24 protein-coding genes and 1 pseudogene are annotated in these 25,515 nt (G+C 39.3%); 9 read left to right on the forward strand and 16 right to left on the reverse strand.

The features are described from left to right. Positions 1–9 precede the first annotated feature (9 nt). The 11 genes and pseudogenes from trxA to EA341_RS05520 form a co-directional block, all read right to left on the reverse strand. A complete protein-coding gene (gene trxA / locus EA341_RS05470; protein ID WP_293012080.1) occupies positions 10–315 on the reverse strand; it encodes a thioredoxin in 306 nt (101 codons plus the stop codon). A 129-nt stretch (positions 316–444) separates the two neighbouring features. Continuing rightward, a complete protein-coding gene (locus tag EA341_RS05475; RefSeq protein ID WP_293012082.1) occupies positions 445–984 on the reverse strand; it encodes an OmpH family outer membrane protein in 540 nt (179 codons plus the stop codon). A 21-nt stretch (positions 985–1,005) separates the two neighbouring features. Continuing rightward, positions 1,006–1,488: an OmpH family outer membrane protein gene (locus tag EA341_RS05480; RefSeq protein WP_293012083.1), complete on the reverse strand. Its 483-nt coding sequence runs from the start codon at positions 1,486–1,488 to the stop codon at positions 1,006–1,008. Between the two features lie 50 nt (positions 1,489–1,538). Continuing rightward, positions 1,539–4,235, reverse strand: coding sequence for a POTRA domain-containing protein (locus EA341_RS05485; protein WP_293012084.1), 2,697 nt, complete (start codon positions 4,233–4,235; stop codon positions 1,539–1,541). Beyond that, positions 4,235–4,981, reverse strand: a pseudogene (locus tag EA341_RS05490) (isoprenyl transferase); the annotation flags it as partial. The pseudogene EA341_RS05490 and the gene EA341_RS05485, both read right to left, overlap by 1 nt. An 81-nt stretch (positions 4,982–5,062) precedes the next feature. Then, on the reverse strand, positions 5,063–5,815 hold the full coding sequence (locus EA341_RS05495) for a DUF6089 family protein (RefSeq protein ID WP_293012085.1): 753 nt from the start codon (positions 5,813–5,815) through the stop codon (positions 5,063–5,065). Positions 5,816–5,966: 151 nt separating this feature from the next. Further along, positions 5,967–6,842, reverse strand: a complete 876-nt coding sequence (locus tag EA341_RS05500; RefSeq protein WP_293012088.1) for an NAD kinase — start codon at positions 6,840–6,842, stop codon at positions 5,967–5,969. A gap of 138 nt (positions 6,843–6,980) precedes the next feature. Next, positions 6,981–7,646, reverse strand: a complete 666-nt coding sequence (locus EA341_RS05505; protein WP_293012091.1) for a CBS domain-containing protein — start codon at positions 7,644–7,646, stop codon at positions 6,981–6,983. Positions 7,647–7,718: 72 nt separating this feature from the next. Beyond that, positions 7,719–8,324, reverse strand: a complete 606-nt coding sequence (locus EA341_RS05510) for an aminodeoxychorismate/anthranilate synthase component II (protein ID WP_293012094.1) — start codon at positions 8,322–8,324, stop codon at positions 7,719–7,721. Next, positions 8,308–8,853 carry a CvpA family protein gene (locus EA341_RS05515; RefSeq protein ID WP_293012097.1) on the reverse strand — a complete coding sequence of 182 codons (546 nt, stop codon included), beginning with the start codon at positions 8,851–8,853 and terminating at the stop codon, positions 8,308–8,310. Before EA341_RS05515 ends, EA341_RS05510 begins: the two co-directional genes overlap by 17 nt. Positions 8,854–8,863: 10 nt before the next feature. Further along, positions 8,864–9,313: a GatB/YqeY domain-containing protein gene (locus tag EA341_RS05520; RefSeq protein ID WP_293012098.1), complete on the reverse strand. Its 450-nt coding sequence runs from the start codon at positions 9,311–9,313 to the stop codon at positions 8,864–8,866. Positions 9,314–9,374: 61 nt separating this feature from the next. Between EA341_RS05520 and EA341_RS05525 the strand changes: the two genes are divergently transcribed. Continuing rightward, positions 9,375–10,091, forward strand: a complete 717-nt coding sequence (locus EA341_RS05525) for a pyridoxine 5'-phosphate synthase (RefSeq protein ID WP_293012101.1) — start codon at positions 9,375–9,377, stop codon at positions 10,089–10,091. Between the two features lie 263 nt (positions 10,092–10,354). Here the strand turns inward: EA341_RS05525 and EA341_RS05530 are convergent, their stop codons facing one another. From EA341_RS05530 to EA341_RS05540, 3 genes are all read right to left on the reverse strand, one after another. Next, the gene (locus EA341_RS05530) at positions 10,355–10,615 is read right to left on the reverse strand and encodes a hypothetical protein (protein ID WP_293012103.1); all 261 of its coding nucleotides are present in this window, start codon (positions 10,613–10,615) and stop codon (positions 10,355–10,357) included. A gap of 189 nt (positions 10,616–10,804) precedes the next feature. After that, positions 10,805–12,493, reverse strand: a complete 1,689-nt coding sequence (locus tag EA341_RS05535) for a DUF885 family protein (protein WP_293012104.1) — start codon at positions 12,491–12,493, stop codon at positions 10,805–10,807. Between the two features lie 414 nt (positions 12,494–12,907). After that, positions 12,908–13,783 (reverse strand): AraC family transcriptional regulator, encoded by an 876-nt coding sequence (locus EA341_RS05540; protein ID WP_293012106.1) that lies wholly within the window; start codon positions 13,781–13,783, stop codon positions 12,908–12,910. A gap of 249 nt (positions 13,784–14,032) precedes the next feature. On the opposite strand from EA341_RS05540, the gene EA341_RS05545 reads away from it, so the two are divergent. The 8 genes from EA341_RS05545 to EA341_RS05580 all read left to right on the forward strand — a co-directional run bounded on the left by EA341_RS05545 (position 14,033) and on the right by EA341_RS05580 (position 23,410). Next, positions 14,033–14,923, forward strand: a complete 891-nt coding sequence (locus tag EA341_RS05545; RefSeq protein ID WP_293012108.1) for a dihydrodipicolinate synthase family protein — start codon at positions 14,033–14,035, stop codon at positions 14,921–14,923. 363 nt (positions 14,924–15,286) lie between these two features. Beyond that, positions 15,287–16,732 (forward strand): aldehyde dehydrogenase (NADP(+)), encoded by a 1,446-nt coding sequence (locus EA341_RS05550; RefSeq protein ID WP_293012109.1) that lies wholly within the window; start codon positions 15,287–15,289, stop codon positions 16,730–16,732. A gap of 287 nt (positions 16,733–17,019) precedes the next feature. Beyond that, positions 17,020–18,018: a 4-hydroxyproline epimerase gene (locus tag EA341_RS05555; protein ID WP_293012110.1), complete on the forward strand. Its 999-nt coding sequence runs from the start codon at positions 17,020–17,022 to the stop codon at positions 18,016–18,018. A gap of 295 nt (positions 18,019–18,313) precedes the next feature. Beyond that, positions 18,314–18,994: a cytochrome c biogenesis protein CcsA gene (ccsA, locus tag EA341_RS05560; RefSeq protein ID WP_293012112.1), complete on the forward strand. Its 681-nt coding sequence runs from the start codon at positions 18,314–18,316 to the stop codon at positions 18,992–18,994. A gap of 16 nt (positions 18,995–19,010) precedes the next feature. Beyond that, positions 19,011–19,259, forward strand: coding sequence for a CcmD family protein (locus tag EA341_RS05565; RefSeq protein ID WP_293012115.1), 249 nt, complete (start codon positions 19,011–19,013; stop codon positions 19,257–19,259). 181 nt (positions 19,260–19,440) lie between these two features. Next, positions 19,441–19,857 (forward strand): cytochrome c maturation protein CcmE, encoded by a 417-nt coding sequence (locus EA341_RS05570; RefSeq protein WP_293012118.1) that lies wholly within the window; start codon positions 19,441–19,443, stop codon positions 19,855–19,857. Positions 19,858–19,882: 25 nt separating this feature from the next. Further along, on the forward strand, positions 19,883–22,411 hold the full coding sequence (gene ccsA, locus EA341_RS05575; RefSeq protein ID WP_293012120.1) for a cytochrome c biogenesis protein CcsA: 2,529 nt from the start codon (positions 19,883–19,885) through the stop codon (positions 22,409–22,411). 222 nt (positions 22,412–22,633) lie between these two features. After that, the gene (locus EA341_RS05580) at positions 22,634–23,410 is read left to right on the forward strand and encodes a Rossmann-like and DUF2520 domain-containing protein (RefSeq protein WP_293012122.1); all 777 of its coding nucleotides are present in this window, start codon (positions 22,634–22,636) and stop codon (positions 23,408–23,410) included. A gap of 48 nt (positions 23,411–23,458) precedes the next feature. Here EA341_RS05580 and EA341_RS05585 read toward each other — a convergent pair whose 3' ends face one another. After that, a complete protein-coding gene (locus tag EA341_RS05585) occupies positions 23,459–24,310 on the reverse strand; it encodes a pirin family protein (RefSeq protein WP_293012125.1) in 852 nt (283 codons plus the stop codon). Positions 24,311–24,448: 138 nt separating this feature from the next. Next, the gene (locus EA341_RS05590) at positions 24,449–25,450 is read right to left on the reverse strand and encodes an acyl-ACP desaturase (RefSeq protein WP_293012129.1); all 1,002 of its coding nucleotides are present in this window, start codon (positions 25,448–25,450) and stop codon (positions 24,449–24,451) included. Positions 25,451–25,515 lie beyond the last annotated feature (65 nt).

Genomic DNA, 25,515 nt, shown 5'->3' on the forward strand with positions numbered 1-25,515 from the left:
TTTTTTATACTAAATAAATCCCTTAAGTGATTGTAGCAAATCTCTTTTGGTCATATAACCTCCCTTTCTCCAAAGAATTTTCCCATTTTTGAAAAGGATATAATGGGGGATGGACCTTACCCCAAACTGTAAACTCGCCTGTGGGTTTTTGTCTACATTGAGTTTGAAAAGCTTTATTTTACCACCTAAATGATCTACCACTTCCTCTAAAACAGGCGTCATAGTTTGGCAGGGTGCACACCAATCGGCATAAAAATCAACCAATACCGCTGTACCAGGTTGCGCAATGATTTCTTTAAATTTCTTTTTTGCCATAAGGTTCTGATTGACTAAAACATCAATGGGCAGCAATTCCTCAAATACCCCTTCCCAATATTGAATATAAAAAGAAAAAACCTGCATCCATTTAAGAAGGCAGGTTTTGATTCGATTTATAATACTGAATTACTGCTGTCTTGCAGGAACTTCAATCCCCAATTTAGCCAACACCAACTCAGTGAATTTATCATCGTCTCTTGTGTATAGCAACACTGGAGCATTACCTGCTGTTTCAGAGAAAACATGGGTGTAATTGTTTTCTGCTGCTACTGCATTGATGGCATTGAACACTTTTTCCTGTACTGGCTCCAACAACTCCTGAAGTTTTCTCTGATAAGATGTCTGGGCATCTTGCTCATACTTCTGAACTTCTTGTTGTTGCTTCTGAAGCTCATTCACTTTTTGGTTTCTGGCTTCTTCAGTCATGGTCTGAGCAGACTGCTCATAAGCCTGTACTTTTCTTTGAAAATCCTGAGCTTTTGTTTGGATGTTGGTTTGAAGCTGAGATTGGTAGTCTTGAATATCGGCACCTATCTGCTCCATTTCTGGCATAAGGTCCATAATCAATTCAACATTGGTATAACCAATTTTCAAATCTTGTGCCTGAGCTACAAATCCTATGCAAAACAAAGCAATTGCGGAGAGGACAACTTTTACTTTCATCATTTTTAGTTCTATTTTTAATATTTAGTTTTCAATTCCTAATTCTTGGAGGACAAATTCCGAGTAATCATGCCTTGGGTCTGTGTAGATCATCGTGGGTCCTGCCGCTTTGTCAAAGAGCACTGCCAATCTAAATCTCTTACACACCTTGTCTATGGCATCAAAGATAATGGACTGTAGTGGCTGCATCAGTTCCATCTGTTTCTGGTAATATTGGCCATTAAGACCAAATACCCTGTTGTTAAATGCCACTGCTTCTTTTTCTTTTTCTTTTATGGCTTCCAACCTTTCTTGATACATCTCTTCTGTCAACAGTACTTCTTCAGCTTTCAGACTGGATTTCATCTCTTTGATTTCTTGATCCAAATTTTGTGCCTCTTTTTTCCATTGGTCTTTTAATGCCTCCAGTTCATCCTGAACGAGTTTATAGTCAGGATGTTTGTTCAGAAGAAATTCCGAGTCGACATAACCGAAAGTCTGAGCCTCAGTATGCTGCGTAAGCATCATACTTTGGAATAAGACGCACAAAATTAACAATTTAAATGATTTTTGCATCATTATCTGAATTGCTGACCAATGGTAAAGTGGAATTGCGCACCCGATGGGCCTGTCTGACGAGGATCAAATTCTGATATGGAATCAAATCCATAACCCCAGTCAAGACCTAATAAACCAAATGCTGGCATAAAGATTCTTGCACCCACACCTGCTGATTTTTTAAGGTTATAAGGGTTGTAATCCGCATAACTTCCCCAGTTATTACCAGCCTCAGCAAAGCCTAAAAGGAATATAGTAGCCGATGGGTTAGGTGATACCAAGAAACGCAACTCCATTACGTGCTTGTTGTAGACTACGCCACCGAAAGGCTGTCCTTGTCCTCTGAAAGGACCTCCACCTGGAGTAATGACTTGATTTTCATATCCTCTTAAACCAACAATTTCCTGACCTAGTGCGAAGTTGTTGAAGTTCATACCATCTCCACCTAATACAAATCGCTCCAATGGTATCATTCCAATTCTATCTCCATAACTACCCAAGAAACCCATGTGCGTTCTTGCACTGATTACCCATTTGGAAGAACCAAATACAGGTGTGTAAAAGGTTGCATCAAACATCCATTTGTGGTATTCTAACCACTTGAATCTCTCCTCGTCAGGTGATTCCCTGTCTACATTCTGGTTTAATGTGGCATAAGGGGGAGTGAAAGAAGTAGCTAAGGATATATTTGATCCTAATCTTGGATATATAGGGTTGTCAATGTTATTCCTGGAAATGGTATTGTTGAAAGTAAAGCTATTGGCTCTACCGGTAGGGAAACTCAATCCAAATGTGGTACCGAATCTATCAAAGTCATAAACTTGGTATTGCAGGGAATGGCTGACCATAAAGTAATCATCTGGCCAAGTTACCCTTTTAGACAATCCTAAAGTTGCCCCTGTGATCCTAAATGCCCCTAAATCCTGACCTGGATTTCTAAAATCTATAGACCTCTGAACAGAGTGGTTGAAGCTAAAGCTTAAGGCATTTGGTTTCTTACCCCCAAACCATGGCTCAGTTAGAGAGATACTGTAATTTTGGAAAGTCCTACCGTTAGCCTGGACTCGCAAAGAGAGTTTTTGTCCATCACCTACTGGTAAAGGTCTCCATTTGGAAAAGTCTCCTATATTTTTGATTGAGAAGTTATTGAACACTAGGCCGACAGTACCGACGAACCCGAAGAATCCACCCCAACCACCGGATAATTCTATCTGGTCATTTGGCCTTTCTTCAAGTATAAATGTGATATCCACTGTAGCATCCTCAAAATTTGGCCTCATATCCGGTTCAATATTCTCCGGATCAAAATAACCCAATTGAGAAAGTTCACGGATAGTCCTTACCAACAAACTTCTATTGAATTTTTGTCCAGGCAAAATCCTGATTTCACGCATAACTACGTGGTCTGAAGTCCTTTCATTACCTTGGATACTCACAGAGTTTACAGTTACCTGTGGACCTTCAAAGATTCTCATTTCCAAATCAATGGAATCTCCCTGTACCATAATCTCTACAGGTTCTATATTGAAGAAGAGGTACCCATCATCTTGATAAAGGGAACTGACATCATCTCCTTTTTGGGGATCGTAATTGAGTCTTGTTTGAAGTTTTTCTTTATCGTAGACATCCCCTTTTTCAATGCGGAGTCTATTCTGGAGTATGGCATCCTCATGTAGGTAGTTTCCTACAAAAGTGATATTCCTATAATAGTACTTCCTACCTTCTTCCAGGCTGATAGCTACATTTATGGTATTGTCTGAGTGTCTGTAGGTGGAATCAGCTAAAATTTCAGCATCTCTAAATCCCCTGGAATTATAAAAGCTGATCAGGTTATCCTTGTCTTCTCTAAAATCCTTGGCAACAAACTTGGATGCATTGAAGAAGTTAAGTTTGAAATTTTTATTGATATAGTTCTTAATTTCTTCTTCTGTCACAGGATTTCTGTATACAATTGCCTCTTTGGCTGATTGAGGGGTTGTATTGGTGATTCTAGAAGCCATTTCCCTGAAAAAGTGAAGTCTTGGATGCTCCTTTGTGCTTTTGAGCTTTCCTTTTATTCTTTTATCCGGGATTTCTTCGTTTCCATAGACAAGTACCTCATTGATTTTCACTTTGGATTTGCGATCCACATCAAACTTGATTTTGACGCTATTCGGTAATGTGGTATCTCTTTCCTGTACTACTTTAACTTCGGTATTCAAAAATCCTTTATCGACGAAATATTGCCTGATATTCCTTTGGGAAGTAGCCAATACATCATCGCGAACAACACGTCCACGAATTTTGATTTTGTCTTTCAGTTCACCCTCCTGAGTCTTATTCACACCGGTAAATTCAACTCTGCTGAATCTTGGTCTTTCAGTCAATTCCAGTAGCAGGTATATATCATCACCATCAATCTTGGTGACCAAAATCTTCACATCTCCGATAATACCTTGTCCCCAAAGTCTTTTAAGAGCGCCTGATATAGCGTCCCCCGGTACTGAAATTTCATCATCAACCCTTAGTCCTGAAAGGGATACAACAGCAATTTCATCTAAAGTTGATAGTCCAACTGCTTTGATTTCTGCAATCCTGAATTTCTGAGGTTTGGAATAGTTTAGTTCCAAGATATCAACTGGTCTGGAGCTTTGGAATCTGCTTTGACCCAAACGGATTTGAGCTTCGGCAATTCCAGCCATCATCAACAGAAAAAGGATAATCGTACTTCTTTTCATCAACCTTTTGATTTAATTTGAGCACCTGTTTTGCCAAATCGTCTTTCCCTTTTTTGGTAATCCAAAATAGCTTCCACCAGGTGTTCTTTTCTAAAGTCCGGCCACAGTACTTCTGTAAAATACAGCTCTGAATAGGCCAATTGCCAGAGTAGAAAATTACTGATTCTCAACTCTCCACTTGTCCTGATCAGAAGTTCCGGGTCAGGAATATTTTTTGTATTCAAATGCGCAGCTATCTGCGCTTGCGTAATATCTTCAATGTCCAATTGGCCATGGACTACTTTTTTGGCAATGTTTTTCACGGCTTGCTGAATTTCCCATCTGCCTGAATAACTCAGGGCAAGGTACACCGTTAAGCCGGTATTGTTTTTTGTTTTTTCGTAAGCTTCATTGAGTTTTTCCTGTGCTCCGGAAGGAAGGCTTGAAATATCACCTATTGAGGAAAGTGTAATGTTGTTTTCCATCATGGTAGGAACTTCCTTGATTATGGAGTTCACCAATATTTCCATCAAGGCATTGATCTCCTCCTTGGGTCTGGCCCAATTTTCTGTGGAAAAAGCGTAAAGTGTGAGGTGTTTTACTCCCAGCTCTGTAGCCATTTCTATGGATTCGCGGACAGCGGCGAGTGCATTTCTATGCCCAAATATCCTCATCGCTCCCTTCTTCTGGGCCCAACGCCCATTTCCATCCATGATAATCGCTATATGTTGAGGGATGTTTTTACTGTCTAATAATTCCTTCATTCCTTCATTTAAGGATTTATTTCCTTTTTTGGAGGTACAAAAATGCTATTTCTTTTTCAATAATCTAACCTATTGCTCAATTAATTAATAGGCATAGCATTTCACTGAACTTAGGGAATAACTGATCGTAACGCCCAAAAAATAATACCAATCGTTATCACTGTAATTTCCGGTGTTGTTACCAAATGGCTGGCTTGGGTTATTGGCATCCTGGAATCTTGGAATACTTGGCTGTGTGCCGTCTATTTTATCCAAAAGATCAGTAAATGTAGCCCTGAATCCCAATTCTCCAGCAAGCGTCCACCTGTCTGTCAGTCTATATTTTATGCCTGCCCCAAAAGGAATGACGGGGGTAGTCAAAGAGTAACTCCCTGCTTCTGGATCACCTCTAAAGGACTGCCCTTCGGCACTGTAATAGCTCACTCCAAGTCCGAAAAACCCATAAGGAGAAAACCTGTATTGTGCCTGAGGATGGGTGAAATCCAGAAAGTGATATTCCATCACAGCCGAAGCCTCCCACACGTTTCCCTTGAAACCGGCATCTCGGTAGATGGCCGCAGGATCCAGGCGGGTGACACTGTCAGCGGCGGTAAGCCTTCCAAATGAAAATCCAGCTCTTAATGACCATACATTGTCAAAATTTCGTCTGCCAAATAACGTTCCTTGAAGTCCGACTTTTCCCTGATCCAGCCTCCTTACAATTTCGCCGGAATAGGCTGCGACACCTATCCCTCCTCCGAAATCATACTGTTGCGCTTTTGCTTCATTGCCTGCCATTGATCCGGATAGAATCAAGAGAGCAGCTAATACACCAAACAGGAAATTGACTTTTTTCAAGACGTTGCAATTTATGAAGTAGTAAACGATATCAAAACCGTCCTTAGTATTCTCAGGGTTAATTTTTGTTAAGTTTAACAAGCTTTGATGCTTTCTCAATCCAAACCTATTAAACCGCATCAAACATAGTTAATTATCAGAGAAAATTCTATCAATTCCTCATATCAAAACCCCAATTTAATTTTTGTCTCAGGGTATCGAAATAGTTGTATTTGGAAAACTTTACAAGTTTTGCTGCAAATGCCGCTTTCTTCACGACAAGCTCTACGCTGGCATCTATAGCGGTGGAACGGGAATCTAAAGAGATCAGAAATTTCTCTGATCGGCCTTCAATACGAAAGCTGATTTCACTTTCATCTGATACGATGATAGGACGGACATTCAGGTTGTGGGGACTTACAGGAGTGATGGCAAAATTTCTTGCTCCAGGAGTAATCAGAGGACCACCACAACTCAACGAGTATCCGGTAGATCCTGTAGGAGTAGAGACAATCAGCCCATCTGCCCAATAACTGTTGAGGTATTGCCCGTCAATATAGGTATGTACAGTAATCATGGATGAAGTGTCTCTCTTATGAATAGTAAATTCATTGAGCGCAAAATTGGCACCGTTAAATACAGGTTTGGAAGCAATCATTTCCAAAAGAGCCCTGGATTCAATGGTATAGTCATTACTAAAAAGATCATCCAGTGAGGTCTCTATATTCTCTTTGGCTACAGTAGCCAAAAACCCTAATCTACCAGTATTGATTCCCAGAATGGGTACCTCCGATTTACCAATCAAAGTAACGGTATCCAAGAGGGTTCCGTCTCCCCCAACAGAAAATAAAAAATCCATTTCCTGAATTTGGTTTTTCCCGATTTCTGAAATATTATCGGTTTTTTTCAAACCTAGTTTCTGTATAGATTTACCAAACTTCTCTGTATAAAAAATCCGGACGTTCCGGTCAGTAAGCGTTTTTAACAATAATTCTATAAATGGAATGAACTCCTTTTGCAGGTTGATTCCATGAAGACAGATTTTCATATGATTTTAATTACTTTTCAAAGGCCATGTGGCATCTGACATGTTGGGATCTATAACCTAGCAAACACCTACTCATAGGCATTTCTTTGTTTAACCCTACATACCTACAGCTTTATGCCCGACTTTATGTGAAGTGGTTTAGATATCCAAAAATCTAAGAAGGTTACCAATCCTATCTTTATCCTCACTTACACCGGCCTCTTCTTGATAATGGTCAATTATTTTATAGCCAAACCTTTCCAGTGTAGCTTTTATATGTCGCAATTCTGACTGGTCCAATTTAAGTGTCAATTTGATTTTACTGTCGTCCAAGGGGTCATTTGAAATGAAACTGCTTAAGATTTTAGCATTTTCAGTTTCGATAATCCTGGAAATCTCAAACAAGCTGTAATCGGTCATGAACATGGACAATACGACTACTGCACCATGTGACTGTATGGAAAGGGTGTCTGCAAAAGCACCTATGGCGTCTTCCATAGTCACCACGCCCAAGTATTGATTGTCCCTATCGACCACTGCAACCATATTTACACCATTTTCAGATGCAACTTTTATGACGTCATAAATATGTTTATCGAGGTAGACAAAACAGGCAGGTGAGTCAAATTCAAATTCACCTATTTTCAGATTTGGATTGTTCATGGTGTAAATCAGGTCATCTGATAAAAACCCCAAAAACATTCCATCTTTGACTACAGGCAAAATATTAGTCCTTATTTCCTCCATCCATGACAAAGCCATTTTAGCTTTGTCGTTTATTTTCAAAGGAGGAATAAGGTTGTTTATAAATTCGTAGGCCTGCATGTTCTAAATATATTAAATTGATTCTGAAATATAAAACTCCAAAGAGCTATATAGGGTTTGTTTTTCAGAAATTCAAAAACCAATATATTCCTGAACTCCTGATTCTTTGACGCTTATTTTTGAAAAGAGCAGCCAATTTCTGATGATCTCCAACCCAAACTTGGTTAAGTGTGCTTCTGGGTGGTATTGAATCCCCATGATAGGAAGTGACTTGTGCACAAAAGCCATTACTACTTTATGGTCTGTTTCCAAAATTACTTCCAAAGACTCAGGAATGTTTGTAATCTCTAAGGAGTGATACCTGGTCACAGGGAAAAAGGAATCCAGTCCATGTAGTATTGGATGATTACCTATCTTATAAACAGTATGAACCTTTCCATGTTCAGGTTTTTTGCCTTTTTCCAGTTTTCCTCCAAAGTATTCCCCTATAGCCTGATGTCCAAGGCAAATCCCCAAAATAGGAATGCGTGAAGCAAAGTAATCTATTATCTCCAACAAATTGCCGGATTGAGCTGGGGTTCCTGGTCCTGGCGAAATTATCAGAGCCTCAAATTCCTGAATGGAAAGGTTTTTTAAAGGCACATCATTCCTCTCAATTTTCAATTCAAGGCCCAATTGTCTGAAATAATCTGCAAGTATGTGGGAAAAAGAATCAAAATTATCAATCAATAAAACCATCTGTGGAGGATTTGACCATTTCCTGTATCTGTGCAACGGTGTTTTGGATGATGGGAGTGTAGCCATCTACTGCCATAATGATCGCAGGTGCAATTGGCTGTACATAGCTGTAGGATTGGGATTCGGCTGTCCAAGATTCTGAAAATCCGAATTCGAAAGCCTCAGCAATCCAGAAAAAAAGGCTCAAAATAAAAGCTGTTTTGACTACTCCCAATATTCCTCCAGCAATACTGTCCATAGACCCAAGGATGGTAAAGTCTAATGTTTTTTTGACGACAAATGCCAAACCTCTAATGATTAGGATGACACCAAGAAAAATCATCAAAAAGGCTACAAATGGAAGTGCAAAGGTCATATTCTCAACTCTGGCTGCAAGCAACTGTGCTCCCCAGTCCATGAGGTGAAATGCTAGGATCAGGGCCATAACAAAGGCAACTATTGACAAAATGCTTATGAAAAGCCCTTGTTTGTAGCCACTGTAAGCCCCAACTACCAAAATTAATAATATGACCCAATCCAATGCCGCCATTAGGTATTTGTTAGGATAATAATGCTTTTACTTTTGTGGAAATTGCTTTCCCGTCAGCCCTACCCGCCAAAGTTTTGCTCGCTGCTCCCATTACCTTACCCATGTCTTTGGGTCCTGAAGCTCCCACTGATGCAATGATTGTTTTTAACTCTGCTTCAAGTTCTTCTTCGGTCAATTGCTTAGGTAAAAACTCATTGATAATGGTCAATTCAGCCATCTCTACTGCGTAGAGATCTTCTCTATTTTGTTGCTGGTAAATATCTGCCGAATCTTTACGCTGCTTGGCAGCTTTAGTCAAAAGCTTCAACTCATCTTCTTCAGAAAGTTGCTCGGTAGCTCCTCCTTTAGTTTCTTCCAACAAAATCAGAGACTTAATGGCCCTTAATGCGCGGAGCCTGTCTTTGTCTTTGGCCAACATCGCCTTTTTGATTTCACTTTCTACACTTGCCTTTAAACTCATTTTCTTATTCTTTGTGTTATAGGTGTAAATTTGTCACAAAATTATCTTTTATTTTAGGAACATGACCAAACTAAGTGTAAATATTAACAAAATCGCCACCTTAAGGAATGCGAGGGGAGCCAATAACCCAAACGTTGTAAAGGTAGCCTTGGATGCAGAGAGATTTGGTGCTGAGGGAATCACCGTGCATCCCAGACCTGATGAAAGACATATTCGATTCCAGGATGTATTGGATCTAGCAGGTGTAGTCAGCACAGAATTTAATATCGAAGGATACCCGGATAAAAGATTCATGGAAATCATTAAAACCGTTAAACCAGCACAGGCTACATTGGTCCCTGATCCACCGGATGCCATTACTTCCAATACAGGATGGGATACCATCAAACACAGGGAAATGCTCAAAGATATTGTAGCAGAATTGCATGAATATGGTACTAGAGTATCCATTTTTATCAATCCTGAGACCAAGTATTTTGAACCTGCTAAAGATACGGGAACTGACCGGGTAGAGCTTTACACGGAACCTTATGCAAGCAATTTTCACAAAGATAAAGTCGCAGCTGTAGCCCCATATGTGGAAGTTTCACTTTTGGCAAAAGAACTTGGACTTGGATTGAACGCAGGGCACGACCTGGATCTTCATAACCTTAAGTTTTTAAAAGAAAGTATTCCATTTCTTGAAGAGGTTTCCATAGGGCATGCCTTGGTCTGTGACGCCCTTTATTATGGTTTGGAAAATACTATTCAGATGTATAGAAGGCAGTTGGAGGTATAACAATACCTTTTGCAAATTATTAATATTGTGAGCATTGGTTTAAATAAGTAGATATCTAATAGATACTAAATTGATATTAGGATATTCATCATCCTGATTTTTGAATGAAATTCTCTTACTAGGTGCAACCTTCCGGTTCTAGATATTAAGATAATTGATCATAAGTTTTCAATTTGAAAAAACAATAATAAATCAAAAGGCTCCACTGAAGGGAGCCTTTTGATATTTAATTCAGTCAATTATTAGGGAAAAAATAAATGCGCTTATATGATCGCCAAAAGCAATCCTATTAAAAATACGACAAACAATGAAATGTAAATTATTAATCGTCTTTTTTGATCATTGCTTTCTTTCTGAATCTTCCAAGTTTTCAGTTCCTCATAATTTTCTGCCAGCTCCTGATGGGAAGAAGCATTTTTAGCAGCATAAGGATTATCCTTCATACTAGGTCTGGCTATCCTGAGATTGCGGTTTTCTTTAAATGAATCTTTTCCCTGTTTGGAAAAACCTACTCCTCCTGTCATTTTTTATCAATAAAAGTCTCTTGCTAAATCTTATATTATTCTGAGTCAATCCCGATGAAGCTGGACAGAATATCTATTTAGCCCGCCTGCCGGAGGGCAGGTATCTTAAACATCTATAAATATCGGAATTAACCCAGAATCAGGTTTTTGTTTCCTTGCTGTTAAAGTTCAGCGTTTGCGACATCGGATTTAATCAACAAGAAACCTCCAAGTGCTCTTAAAGTCTTTTGGAATATCGCCTTTCATTCTTGCCCTAAGCAGCTCTATTGGAGTGTAGTTTTGAGTGATGAAGAAATCATGAAACTCCTTTTCAGTCATTTTACCTCCTTCTACCATTTCATTTCTCAAGCTGTACACCTGTAACCCTCCAATCATGTACGCAAGTTGATAAAGCGGCCCATAACTGCCTTCAAAAGATCTTCTAACCTCTGCTTCTGCATTGGCTCTTTCGTGGCCTACCGCATCTACCAAAAAGTCAATACATTGTTGGGGTGTCCATTTTCCTAAATGGTAATTTAAAGAGAATACAATTCTGGCTGCCCGGTGTGTTCTCCAAAACAACATACCCATCTTATCTTCTGCATTTCTCGGGAAATCCTTATCCCACAGGTTGAATTCCCAATACAAAGTCCATCCTTCAACCCAAAAGGGTGTGTTGAATACTCTTCTGTGAGGGAAGTGCCTTTGATTCATAAATTGCTGCAGGTGATGGCCTGGAATCAGTTCATGCTGTACTGTGGCCCTGGAAAAATGCGGGTTATTTCCCCTCATGCTCATCATTTTTTCTTCATGAGTCATTGTTGAGGTAGGATATGAAATGATGATTGTTTCTCCACCCAGGAAAAAAGGACTTACTTTTTGTCTTTCTGCGGACATCATGGTGGTTCTCCAGGTTTCCTTGGCCATATCCGGGATTGTCAACAGGTCTCTGGACTCCAAAAACTCTATCGCTTCTTCTGACATTTCTGCCACCATTTGTGGCCATTCTCCTGCAGGCACATAGGTATTTTTCACATGCTCGAGTGCGGCTTTCCAGTCTTTTCCAAAACCCAATTCTTCAGAAGCCTTGATCAATTCTGCTTCGCACCAGGCATATTGCTTTTCACCTTCTTTGAGCAGCTCTTCTGCTGTGTAGGGAATCATATTGTAAGCCAGCTCCTTTTCAATGGCCAATTTCCCAACAGGCTTGCCGATGATTCCTGATCCATCATCTTTTACCACGGTATTTTCAAAATGGTCTTTCAAAAATTCTGCGTAGTCCCCTAGCGTTTTATTCATGCTTTCCATTGGCTTTGTCATCCACCAGGTAAAGTCCGGGTCATAATCGTAATAAAAATTGTAGGCCTCCTCCGTACTCTTCCTCAAAGCCTCCACGGTTTTGGAAGCCAATTCGGCTTTTTGCCAGGAGTCGAAGGGCTTTGTGTTTTTCATAGCCTGCCATTTGGCTTTGATGGCTTTTTCAGTTTCGGTAAATGTAGCCGCCAATTCCTGTGCATTGGGTTTGACTGCCATCCTTCGGGTTTGATAAAAAGTTTCCAAAGCTGCTTTGAAGTCCACAACCTGTCTAACTCCCTTAAATTCTTCAAAGGCCAAACCATGAAAAAAAAGCTCTTTTTCCAAGTGATTTTTAAAAAGCTGATAGTCCATTTTCCCGTCCAAAGTGTAGCTGTCATAGGGCATTTTTTCCAAAGCAACCAGCCAGTCTTTGTATAGTTTCTCGAAACGTTGGAAGTATTCATCAGACAGGGGATTGTTGTACTTTCTCGCGAGTGCGCTCCTGTCTGCTTGGTAGCTGCTGATAGCAGGATAAAGCTCGGAGGCCAATATGGAGCAGGGAATGGCAATGCTTAAGATGAAAAGAAGTAGAAATTGTTTCATTTTAGTAGTTTTTAGAAATTTAATATCCTTGAAAATTTCAGAAAAGACTAATAGCGGGTTGATAAAAGGTTGGCCTCTATTGATGGATGGTTAAAAATCCAGTGATTTTTACCGATTATTTTTGAGTTCAAAAAAAAATTCTTGAAATGTCCTGTAACCATTTTTGATTTAAGAAATTAAATGAACAAGAAGAAAATCCTTTTGGTAATTTTCTTCTTGGTAATTAAAATCAATGCGTTTAAACATCTTTATTTCAGGTGTTTAAATTCGTAATCTTTATTAAAGAACAATGCAACCATCCCTGCAATTCTAAAAATAAATTTTAAAATTGCAGGGATAAGATTTTAGTTTAAAAGACTTTAATGCCTACTTACTCCAAAGTGATCAATTCATTAGAATCAGGCAAAGCACGATTCAATTAAACCTTCGCAGTCTAAATTCTTTAGGGGTCTCACCCTGGGTTTTCTTAAAAGCCCTGTTGAAATAAGATAAATTTTGAAAACCACAGTGATAAGCAATCTGTGAAATAGACCACTCGCTCTCTTGAAGGAGTTGGCAGGCTTGATGCATCCTAACCTGGATTAAAAACTCAGTGAATGTCTTTCCTGTTCTTTCCTTGAAAAAACGGCAAAATGCTTCCTTACTTAGGTTAGCTACATCAGCTACTTCCTTCAGGCTGATAGGATTTTGACTTTTTGAAAGAATATAAGACATCACCTTTCCCATGCGCTTCCCTTCAGTTTCACTGTAGTCTTTTTGAGGAACCAGCTTATTTAAAGCTTGCAACACAGATGTTTCCTGAAGGCTTTGTAGAATTTTCAGGGCTGCAAGAATCTTTTCCAAGCCCTGACATTCCTGAAATCCATCGAGGTAATTCAATATATATTGCTTTACATGGCCTTCAACTTTAAAACTCCCTCTTGTTTGTTGAAGCCAATAATTCAGACCTGTAAATTCTTCTACTTCCAGTAAGTCCTTACCCAAAGCGTCAAAATCAAAAAACAAAGTATATCCCAATGATTCCTTCTCAGTTTCAGGGTCAAAGTATTCAGCGTCTGACCGGAAAACGTGTGGCATATTAGCTGAAAATAGAAATAAGTTTCCAGGTTCAAACCTCCCTAGGTAATCCCCAACCATCAATTGTCCTTTGCCTTCTTTGATCCATGTCAGCTGCCATTGGGGATGTTGATGGAGTTTATCATAAAAATGCTTTTCGGCATCAACCTGGAAGCGGACAAATTCCTTACTGGATTTCGGAATTTGAAAGGAAATTACTTTTTTGGTCTGCATATGACAAATAAATAGGCAATTAAATTTTGGTATAATATTAATCAAATTAGCCCAACAATATTTGTTATGTATCAATATCGTATCAGTATAGACTAATTGTGTGTAGAGATAGAGGCCTAATAGTGTGTAGCTTTGAAAAATATATGGTACTGGTGGAAATTGAATTTTTCACCCAAAATCAGCCAGATGAGATGATCCGCTCAAGGCTAATAACGTCACATAAACACAGTTTACTAAAAAGAAAATAATATGAATTGGCAAGGCGTATTTCCCGCAGTAACCACCAAATTTCACCAAGATGGAAGTTTGGATATGGACATGTTTTTCAAAAATATTGATGCACAACTTGAGGCAGGTGTACATGGAATAATTCTCGGTGGTACTTTAGGGGAGTCTTCCGTACTTTCATTGGATGAAAAAATCAAACTGACATCAGAAACCGTCAAGTATATCGATGGGAAAGTGCCAGTAATCCTTAACATAGCAGAAGGTGCCACTCGGGATGCTATATTCTGGGCCAAAAAGGCCAAAGATATGGGTGCGTCGGGACTAATGCTGTTGCCTCCTATGAGATACTCTGCCGACCATAGAGAAGTAGTCACTTACTTCAAGGCTGTAGCCAACAGCACAGATTTACCCATTATGATTTATAATAATCCGGTGGATTACAAGACCTTGGTGACCATCTCAATGTTTGAGGAACTTGCAGATTGCGACAATATTCAGGCAATCAAAGAATCCACAAGAGATATTTCCAATGTAACCCGAATGCGAAACCGTTTTGGTGACCGGTTCAAACTCCTTTGTGGTGTGGATACATTGGCTATGGAAGAATTGGTGATGGGAGCCGATGGCTGGGTCGCTGGATTGGTTTGCGCTTTCCCGAAAGAAACTGTCGCTGTATTTAATTTGGTGAAAACCGGGAGATATGAAGAGGCCCTGAAAATTTACCGCTGGTTTTTGCCGCTACTTGAATTGGATATACATCCCAAATTAGTGCAGTACATCAAGCTTGCAGAACAAATGGCAGGTATAGGAACTGAATGGGTAAGGGCCCCGAGATTAACCCTGGTTGGTGAAGAACGAGTGAAAGTGGAAAATATCATCAAGAGGGGTTTGGAGCACAGACCAAAAATTTAAGTGCTTCAGGTACGGTTAACGTATGAATGCAGTCATTGAAATAAATTAGAAATCCGCCACGGATAAGTTATACTCTACCTTACGGTAGACAAGTTCGTGAAATAGAGTTGAAATACGCTTCGCGAAATAGATAGAAATATACTTTGTGAAATATGGCTAAAATGAAATGGATGAAAATTCGCCATGTAAAGTAGAAATATTTCTACCCTATATCAATTTTATTTCTACTTATCCCGAGTCGCTTCGCTCTCGGGACCTTCGCCTTGCTCCGGTTTCCATTGTATTTCCACCTTATTTCCATTTTATTTCGACTATATTTCTACAATATTTCAATCAATTAAACCTAAATAAACTACAATAACCATGAACTACGACCAGATATTCCAATCAGCTCAAGAAGCTTTTTTACATTTTAAAAATGTTTCTGGAAAAGATAAGGCGACATTTTTGAGAAGAATAGCGGACGGGCTTGAGGCAGAAAAACATACTTTAATTCCTTTAGCCTCAGAAGAGTCGAATCTTCCTGAAGGTAGAATTACAGGGGAACTGGGAAGAACAGCTGGGCAGATCAGACTTTTTGCGAAATTATTGGAGGAAGGTTCTTGGGTAGAAGCAGTGATCGACCATGCGGACCCTGAAAGAACTCCGGCACCCAAGCCAGATCTCCGAAGGTTTCTTACTCCTTTAGGTCCCGTGGTAGTATTTGGTGCAAGTAACTTCCCACTGGCTTTTTCAACTGCGGGAGGAGATACAGCTTCAGCTTTGGCATCAGGTTGTCCTGTGATTTATAAAGCACATCCTGCTCATCCTGAAACTTCAAAACTGGTCGGACAAGTTATATCCAAGGCTGTTATTGATTCCAATTTACCTTTAGGGGTCTTTACGCATGTGGAAGGCGGAATAGAAACAGGTCAAAAACTGATTCAACATCCACTAGCCAAAGCTGTAGCTTTCACTGGTTCATTTACAGGAGGGAAATCCCTTTTTGATTTAGCCAATCAAAGATCCGAGCCTATACCGGTTTTTGCGGAAATGGGATCGGTTAATCCAATTATCGCTTTTAAGGAAAAACTAGGCGCTAATATAGAGTCTCTAGCCAAAGCTTTCGTGGGATCACTGACACTGGGAGCAGGTCAGTTTTGTACCAATCCAGGGCTGATTATGGTGCCTTCCATTCATGCAGAAGCCTTTGCATCAGCAGTCAAGAAGGAGCTTCAGGAAATCGCCGCGGCACCTATGCTGCATGAAGGCATAGCTGAAGCGTATTATAAATCCCTATCCATTTTGGAATCAAGAAAGGAATTGAAATGGGTGCAGGTAGCTGCAGCAAAAGACCTTATCAAAGCTTACCCGGCTTTGGCCAAAATAAAGGCAAATGATTGGCTGGAAGATGATCATTTTCAACAAGAAGTTTTCGGTTCCTTTGCCTTGATGGTAGTGTATGAAAACTTTAATGAGCTTTTTGCCATCGCCCAAAGACTCCATGGACAATTGACCATTACATTGTGGGGAGAAAATGGAGAGTTGGCAAAAAAGGAAGATTTGATCAACCTATTGTCAGAAAAATGTGGAAGGCTTCTTTTCAAAGGTGCTCCAACGGGAGTGGAGGTCGGTCATGCCATGCAGCACGGAGGTCCTTACCCTTCGACGACCGATAGCCGCTTTACATCTGTTGGCGTTCATGCTATTAAGCGGTTCGTGAGGCCAATTGCCTATCAGGATATGCCTCAGGACTTACTTCCTGATGCGCTGAAAGAAGGGAATCCTTTAGGTATCTGGAGAACAGTGGATGGGGAATTGGTTAAATAATTTAAATATACTTCGTGAAATATGGCCAAAATGAAATAGATAGAAATACGCTTCGCGATATATGGTAGAAATATTTTTACCCTATTTCAATTATATCCCGAGTCACTTCGCTATAGGACCCTTCCTTTTGCTCTGGTTTCCACTTTATTTCAACTTATCCCGAGTCGCTTCGCTCTCGGGACCTTCGCTTTGCTCCGGTTTCTATTGTATTTCAATCATATTTCTACCTTATTTCAATTGTATTTCTACCGTATTTCTAACATATTTCAACCCTATATCAATTAAATATGAAAAAAACCTTCCAATGCATTGATGCCCACACCTGTGGCAACCCAGTCAGGTTGGTGACTGGTGGGGTCCCCTTTTTACAGGGCGATAACATGTTGGAAAAGCGTCAGTATTTTCTGGAGAATCTGGATTGGATCCGTACCGGATTGATGTTTGAACCACGGGGGCATGATATGATGTCAGGCTCTATGCTTTTTCCTCCCCATGATCCTGCAAATGATTTTGCAGTACTTTTTATAGAAACTTCCGGATGTCTACCCATGTGTGGGCATGGTACAATTGGAACCATCACGATTGCAATAGAAGAAGGACTAATTCAGCCAAAGACCCCCGGATTCCTAAGAATGGAAGCACCTGCAGGCTTGGTTTCAGTAGAATACAAACAGGTAGGCAACAAAGTGACTTCGGTCAAATTAACAAATGTGAAAAGCTTTCTTGCGGAAGAAGAATTGGAAATAGAAATAGAAGAGCTTGGAAAACTGAAAGTAGATGTCGCATACGGGGGGAATTTTTACTGTATTGTAGATCCACAGGAAAACTTTCCTGGACTAGAGCATTTCAAAGCAGAGCAATTGATATCCATGGCGAGGAATCTCAGACAGAAAATGAATGAGAAATATGAATTCATCCATCCCGAACACCCTCAAATCAAAGGGTTGTCACATGTGCTTTGGACAGGAAAAACTTTAGATCGAACAAGTACTGCGCGAAATGCAGTGTTTTATGGTGAAAAAGCCATAGATCGCTCTCCATGTGGTACCGGGACATCAGCAAGAATGGCGCAATGGTTTGCAAAAGGATTACTGAATCCCGGAGATGAATTTATACATGAAAGCTTTATTGGCTCTAAATTTACCGGAAGAATTGAGGAGACTACTTTGATATCAGGTAAACCCGCCATCATCCCAAGCATAGAAGGCTGGGCGAAAATCTACGGATACAATACAATTATCATGGATGATGATGACCCCTATGTCCATGGATTCCAAGTGATATAGTAGGTAGTGCATGCATAAAAGTGGTTGAATATGTCAGTATTGGGAAAATAAATATCGGGTTAAGCGCTTATTTTTAGAATTGTATAATTCAAAAGTAAATTTTTTAAAAGATGAGGTTTGAAATAGGAAAATCTGTGTCTATAAGTGAGATAGTTAAAATTCACCTATTCAGTTAATGTCGCTTTCAACATTGTTTCCATCATTCTTGATATAGTTGGTCAACATATGTTGTAAAAAGCACAGGAATCAGGAACTTATGCCGTATTTTTGCGCTTGAATTAGCAAATTACTGAAGATGAGAGCAAGCTGGTGGAAAATTCTGACAATTGGGCTTTTGCTGTATACGCTCATTGCTGGACTCCTCTTAGACGTACCGAGATTACCTATTCTCAATGAAACTATCCGTGCCTTACATTTCCATGTGACCATGTGGTTTGGCATGATTATCATGCTGGTAGTGGCTGTTATTTATAGTATAAAATACCTGCGCAGCAATAATATTCGAAATGATGATATGGCAATCGAGTTCACCAATGCAGCCATCCTTTTTGGGGTATTGGGAATAGTTACCGGCATGTTATGGGCCAAGTTTACATGGGGAGATTATTGGAGTGGAGACCCTAAGCAAAATGCATCTGCCATAGGTCTTTTAATGTATTTCGCTTATCTCATTTTGAGAAATTCACTCACTGATGTGCATCAACGTGCAAGAATTGGAGCAGTCTACAACATATTTGCATTTGCGGCCTTTATCCCATTGATTTTTGTATTGCCAAGACTGACTGATAGCCTTCATCCTGGTAATGGAGGTAACCCTGGATTCAATGCATATGACCTTGACAGCAAACTAAGGTTGGTGTTTTACCCAGCGATAATTGGTTGGACCCTTTTAGGTACTTGGCTGGCAATAGTACGGGTGAGATTGAAAAGAGTGGAAAGAATGGTAGAAGACAAATTGATAAATCAGGTTTCTTAACCTATATAGTTTATAGATGAAAAAATGGATAATTATATTCCTGATGACATGTAGTCTTCAGGTATCGGCACAGGAAAAAATAGTAATCACAGAGGATGATTATAGCAATTCCCGGATAGAAATGGCTGATATCATGCGTTCGGAAGGTAAGATATATGTTTTAGTTGGTGTAATTGTGTTGATATTCGGAGGCATCACTGCTTACGTCATCAATACTGACCGTAAAGTAGCCAAATTGGAGAAGTTGATCAAGGAAGAATCTTGATAAATATTAGCTAACGATACTCAATTTTTCCCGTAAGGGATATTAGATAAAAATACTTTGGAATCCAGCATGACAAAAGTGTCATACAGGAAAAAGCTTTTTCGATAGTTATACTGACATAAAGCAAGATTCCATGCCGATTAGAGACAAGTTATGATTATTGAAGATCAATTATAAAAATATGAAAAAAGGGCATCTTATAGGGTTAGGCATCATCGCAATTGCGATAGTGATTATTATCACATCAATAGGTGATGCCAGTACATACGAAAGCTTTGAAACTGCCAAAGCAATGAAAATGAGGGGAGAAGATAAACCTATTCACGTTGTAGGTGAATTGAAAAAAAGTGTATCTGGAATAGTGGAAGGCATTGAAGTCAATCCCGATAAAACTTCCTTTTATTTCTTAATGGTAGATGCAGATGGTACTGCGCAAAGGGTTTTTTATAATGAACCTGTACCTGCTGATTTTGCGAGAGCAGAGCAGGTAGTTGTTATTGGTTCATATAAAACAGAGGATTTATTTATAGCGGATAAAATCCTCATGAAATGTCCATCTAAGTACCAAGAAACGGAAGTCAGCAATGCTGGTATGTAATTCAATCCACTGATACAATATATCCATGATCAATACCTTTATCGGTAATTTCGGGCACTTCTCGACAATTCTTGCCTTTGTCAGTGCTCTGGTAGCCGCATATGCATATTACAATTACACGGTTGTTTCCGAGTTGGAAAAACCCAATTGGAGAAGATTCAGCAGGGGCGCATTTTATGTGCATGCCGCAGCAAGTATTTCAATAGCCATTACGCTTTTTGAGATTATTTATAACCACCGCTTTGAATATTTTTATGCCTATTCACATTCAAGCATGGCCTTGCCTGTTCATTATATGGTTTCCAGTTTTTGGGAGGGTCAAGAAGGTGCGTTTATCCTTTGGATTGTATGGAATGTAGTATTGGGGCTTGTTTTGATTCATACCAACAAGTTCTGGGAGGGCCCTGTAATGTTGGTTTTTGCACTGGTACAGGCATTTCTGGTTTCAATGATTTTAGGTGTAGTGATTGGCGATTTAAAAATAGGGAGTTCACCATTTATACTTCTGAGAGATGCTGTATCTGCTCCTATATTTTCTATAAATCCTGATTTTGTACCTGAAGATGGCACTGGCCTTAATCCACTACTTCAAAATATCTGGATGGTGATTCATCCGCCAACCTTGTTTTTAGGTTACGCCTCGACCTTGGTCCCATTTGCATTTTTAATGGGTGGGCTATGGACTAAGAGGTATTCAGAATGGGTGAGGCCTGCATTGCCTTGGGCACAGTTTTCAGCGATGATTCTTGGAATGGGGATTATAATGGGAGCTTACTGGGCTTATGTGACGCTAAACTTTGGTGGATATTGGAATTGGGATCCAGTAGAAAATGCAGTTTATGTGCCTTGGCTAATCATGGTTGCTGCGATTCATACCATGATTACATTTAAGAAAAGCAGTACAGCTTTGAAATCTTCAATAGTATTGGTGATCGCGTCATTTATTTTAGTATTGTATGCCACATTTCTTGTAAGAAGCGGTGTTTTGGGAGATTCCTCGGTGCACTCTTTTACAGACTTAGGACTATCCGGTCAGTTGTTGATTTATATGTTATTCTTCCTTTTTGTAGCGGTGTTTTTAGCAGCCAAAAACTGGAAGCACATTCCTACTTCCGAAAAGGAGGCTTCGGTCTATTCTAGGGAATTCTGGATTTTTATTGGGGCAACGACCTTGGGGCTTATGGCCTTTCAAGTAATACTGCCTACATCTATTCCCGTTTGGAATGCTATTGTAGAGAGCTTTGGAGGGATTTCTAACATGGCGCCTCCGGCTGATCAGGTTGGCTTTTATACCAAATTTCAACTTTGGTTTGCGGTTGCTTTAGCTTTATTGACAGCCGTTGGGCAGTACTTTTGGTGGAATAAAATGGATGCCAAAAAGTTGAGGGAAACATTGGTAACACCATATATTATATCATTGCTACTTTCGGCAGTAATTATAATCTGGGGAAAAGTTTTCGACTTGACCTACATCGTTTTGGTCATTGCAGCGACATTTACCATTGTAGCCAATTCTACCATTCTTGTCAAATTACTAAGGAAGTCAAGCTTTAAGTTAACGGGAGGATCATTGGCTCACATTGGCCTGGGATTAATCCTGATAGGAGTTATGTTCTCATCAGGATACTCTGAAATCATTTCTTATAATATGTCAGGCTTGACATATTCGAATAGTTGGGAAGATGAATTGAATAAAGAACATGTATTACTTTGGATCAACAAGCCAACACAGATTAAAGAATACACTGCTGTTTATAAAGGAAGGCAAAAGAAGCTTGTGGGAGTACCGGGACATGTGAATGCGAATTTACTAGAGGCCACAGGCAGTGTCAATGAAGCAGTTGCTTTGGATGATATTGTAGTAAGAGGGAGAACTTACCATAAAAAAGGAGATCTTGTATCCATAGTACTTGAGGAGAATGATTATTTTAGAATTGATTATTTCAAAGATGATGAGTATCAATTCACCTTAAACCCGATGTCTCAATTCAATGAAAATATGGGTCTGATTTCTTCACCGGACTCCAGAAGGTTTTTGAATAGGGATTTATACACATTTGTATCAGCCTTGAATGATTTTGATGATCCAGAGTGGAGGGAAGATGAGTTTTATGAAGTTTCTCCTGGCGAGACTTTTTACATTGCAGATTTTGTGACCACCTTTGAGGGAGGTGAAGTAATCACTGATCTTCCAGGTGTAAATCTTAAGGAAGGTGATGTCGCCGTCAAAGCCAATTTGGTGATTCAGGATTTTGGAGTTGAAAAAAGACTTTCACCTATATTCATTATCCGTGACAATCAGCTGGGGAAAATACCCGCCATCGACAATGAGCTTGGTATTAAGGTTGAAGTAGAAAATATAGTACCGGAGTCGAATAAGTTTTCATTTAAGGTAAATCGTTACCAGAAAGATTATGTCGTACTCAAAGCCATCATGAAGCCTCAGATCAATGTGCTATGGATTGGAACCATCATTATGCTTATCGGTTTCTGTGTAGCTATATACAGAAGGTATGATGAGTTCAGTAAGATGCGGGATAAGGGTCTCGAATAGCTTTTAGATATGTTTTAATAAAACCCCAAGTAATAAATGCTTGGGGTTTTGTTTTTCCTATTGATGACAAATGATATATATTGTTGTTGTCAAGAAATGAGGTAACAAATGGTGATACATCAAGTAATATCTGATATGCCTCTAGAGGGTACCAGGTGTCGCACTTTATACAGAAATACTTGATGATATGGGTCATGTCCATTGAAAACAATTTATATAAAAATGAAATATAAGATTGCGATTATCGGTACTGGAAATGTAGCCTGGCATCTGGCTCCAGCATTGGAAGAGGCGGGGCATACCATTACAGAGGTTTATGGGCGAAGCACTAAGAAAATAAGTGACATTACCCAAAAGCTTTATACAGCAGAAGAGAAATTGGACTTAGACTTTTCAGACTCTGATGCAGAAATTTTTATTCTAGCAGTGAATGATGATGCTATTTTTGAAATTTCAGATCAAATCATACTTCCTGAGAATAGTATTTTGGTACATACTTCAGGATCAGTGTCAGTTGAAGCTTTAGGATATAGTTCGGCATCCTTTACAGGTATTTTTTATCCTTTGCAATCTTTTTCTAAAGACAGAAATTTATCTTTTGAGGAAGTACCTTTCTTGTTGGAAAGTGAAGATCAAGAAACACTCCAGAAACTGAAAAAGTTGGCAAAGTCACTTTCTCATCTCCAATATGTAGTCAAAAGCAAGGACAGAAAAGCTTTACATGTAGCAGCCGTTTTTGCAAGTAATTTCTCAAACCATATGATCCGCCTTGCTGAAGAAATAATGCGTCGTCAAGGCTTGGATTTTGAAATGCTAAAACCATTGATCATCGAAACAATTAGCAAAAGTCTGGAATTAGGGGCTAAAAGAGCCCAAACAGGTCCAGCCATAAGAGAGGATTTGAATACGTTGGAGGCTCATCATCAATTTTTAAATTACAATGAGCAAATAGCTGAAATTTATCGGTTGATTTCTCAGGATATCATTGATTCTGTATAAGAAAAGTCCTCATGACATGAAGCCTTTCCTTATACAGAATTGGGGACTTTATTCCCATGTTCCAAATTTACCGTCCTGATAATCCTGATACGCCTGCATAATTTCCTGATTTGTGTTCATGACAAAAGGACCCTGAGCCACCATCGGTTCATTAAATGGTTTCGCATGGCCAAGAATTACTATGGCATTTTCCGTTGCTTCAAATGCCAATGATGTTCCATCATTGTTAAATTCCACCAACTTTCTATAAGGTATATGTTCACCTTGAATTTTCACTTCTCCTCTTACTATATAAAAAAATATATTCTCTTCTTGTGGAATATCTTTAATGACTTTTGCACCTGCTTTTAGATGAAGTGTACTGAGAAAAATAGGCCAAAGCGTTTCAAAAGAGCCTTTGTGATCATTCCATTCTCCAGCAATTAGCTGTACAGTTCCTTTTCCTCCATCCAGTTCAAACTCCTTTATTTCTTCCTTTTGTAGCCCTATGTATCTTGGTTTAGTCATCTTTAACCTAGCCGGTAGATTTAACCAAAGCTGTAAGATTTCTAAGTCGCCTCCTTCTTTCTTGAATTTGTCGGAGGAAACTTCGGCATGGATTAGACCACTTCCTGCAGTCATCCATTGTATACCACCAGTATTGATAACAGATTCATGGCCGCCTGAATCTTTATGCATGATGTCTCCTTCCACAATGAAGGTTACGGTTTCCATACCTCTATGAGGATGGGGACCGAATGGAAGCCCGTTATTGTTTTTAGGATAAGTTTGATGGCCGTGATGGTTGAGAAAAATAAATGGATCAATCTGCCTAAGTTTTGACGAGGGGAGAGGGTTGTATGTGATCAAATCGGCAATTGGTTGGTAACTTGCACTATGTATTTCTTTTATAGTCTTCATTTAGATATTGTTTTGGACACATTAAATGTATATACATGTAATCGATTCTAATAAAGAAATGTTCCCCACAGGGAACATTTCTTTATGTATTTTAAGTATATAAGACAAAAGCCTGAAATCATTTCAGGCTTTATTTATTTATTTCAACCAAGCGAGGGAAATCTCATCAGGAGCTTTCATTCTGTCCGCAAGTCTCATGTATCTATCTGATAGGTTCGACAAGTAATCCTGAGCTTTTGAGGCTAAAGCATCTAACCCTGTAACGGATTCGATATCCCAAAGCTTGACAAGGTGGTCAATAATTCTGGCATAATCCCAACCAGTATATACACCGATTTTTTGGGTGATTGCAGAAAACTGATCAAATAATGTTGGGTTACTGCTTCCATGTCCCATTAATACCGCAGGCATCACAATCTGCTTTCGCATCATTTTTTCAAAAGCCAGCATTGCCCCATTAGGGTCAATTTCAAAAATCTGACTCATGAAACTTTTGTAGGCTTTTTCATGTCGGGCCTCGTCTCCAGCAATAGTTTTACAAATTCTGGAAAGCACGTCATCACCTGCTTTATCAGCCAATTTACCTGTATTTACATGGGAGATTTTTGTAGCTCTTTCTTGGAAAGAGGTATAAATCATAGCTTGATAGGGGTCTTTTTCCGACCTAGGATCAAAACCATTATAAATAAGTCGGTGAATTGTCTGTTCTACTTTTTTCATATCACATCTACCAGAGAGATAGAGGTATTTATTAAGTAAGTCACCATGCCTGTTTTCTTCAGCAGTCCAGGCTTTAGACCACTTTACCCAGCCTGAATTACTTAGAAGGTTTCCTTCCACATTGATGCCTTCCAGCATATTGAAGTAAGTCTGATAGCTTGGTAAAGCCTCTTCTGTAATCATGTTGCCTACCAAAGAAGTAATTATCGTATCAGGAATTCCGGAAGCTCTTTCCTGAAGTTTTCTTACTTCATCAAAAGCATCCGCTTTTGCCATATCCGGCAAGAAATCTGAAGGCTGCCAGCATTCATCCGGATCTACCAAAATATTCTCTACCGCATGGTTAACATAGCCATCTAATTGGCTGATGACTTCCATGTTTTTTTCTAATTCGTAATTGATATTTTCTGATTTACTCATGATATTTAAATTTTCCTGATAATGGGCTTCTTGAATTTATAAGCTCAATTACAGTGGGCTCTGGT

Origin of the sequence: Mongoliibacter sp., assembly GCF_007692705.1 — a bacterium.
Taxonomy (GTDB): Bacteria; Bacteroidota; Bacteroidia; order Cytophagales; family Cyclobacteriaceae; genus Mongoliibacter.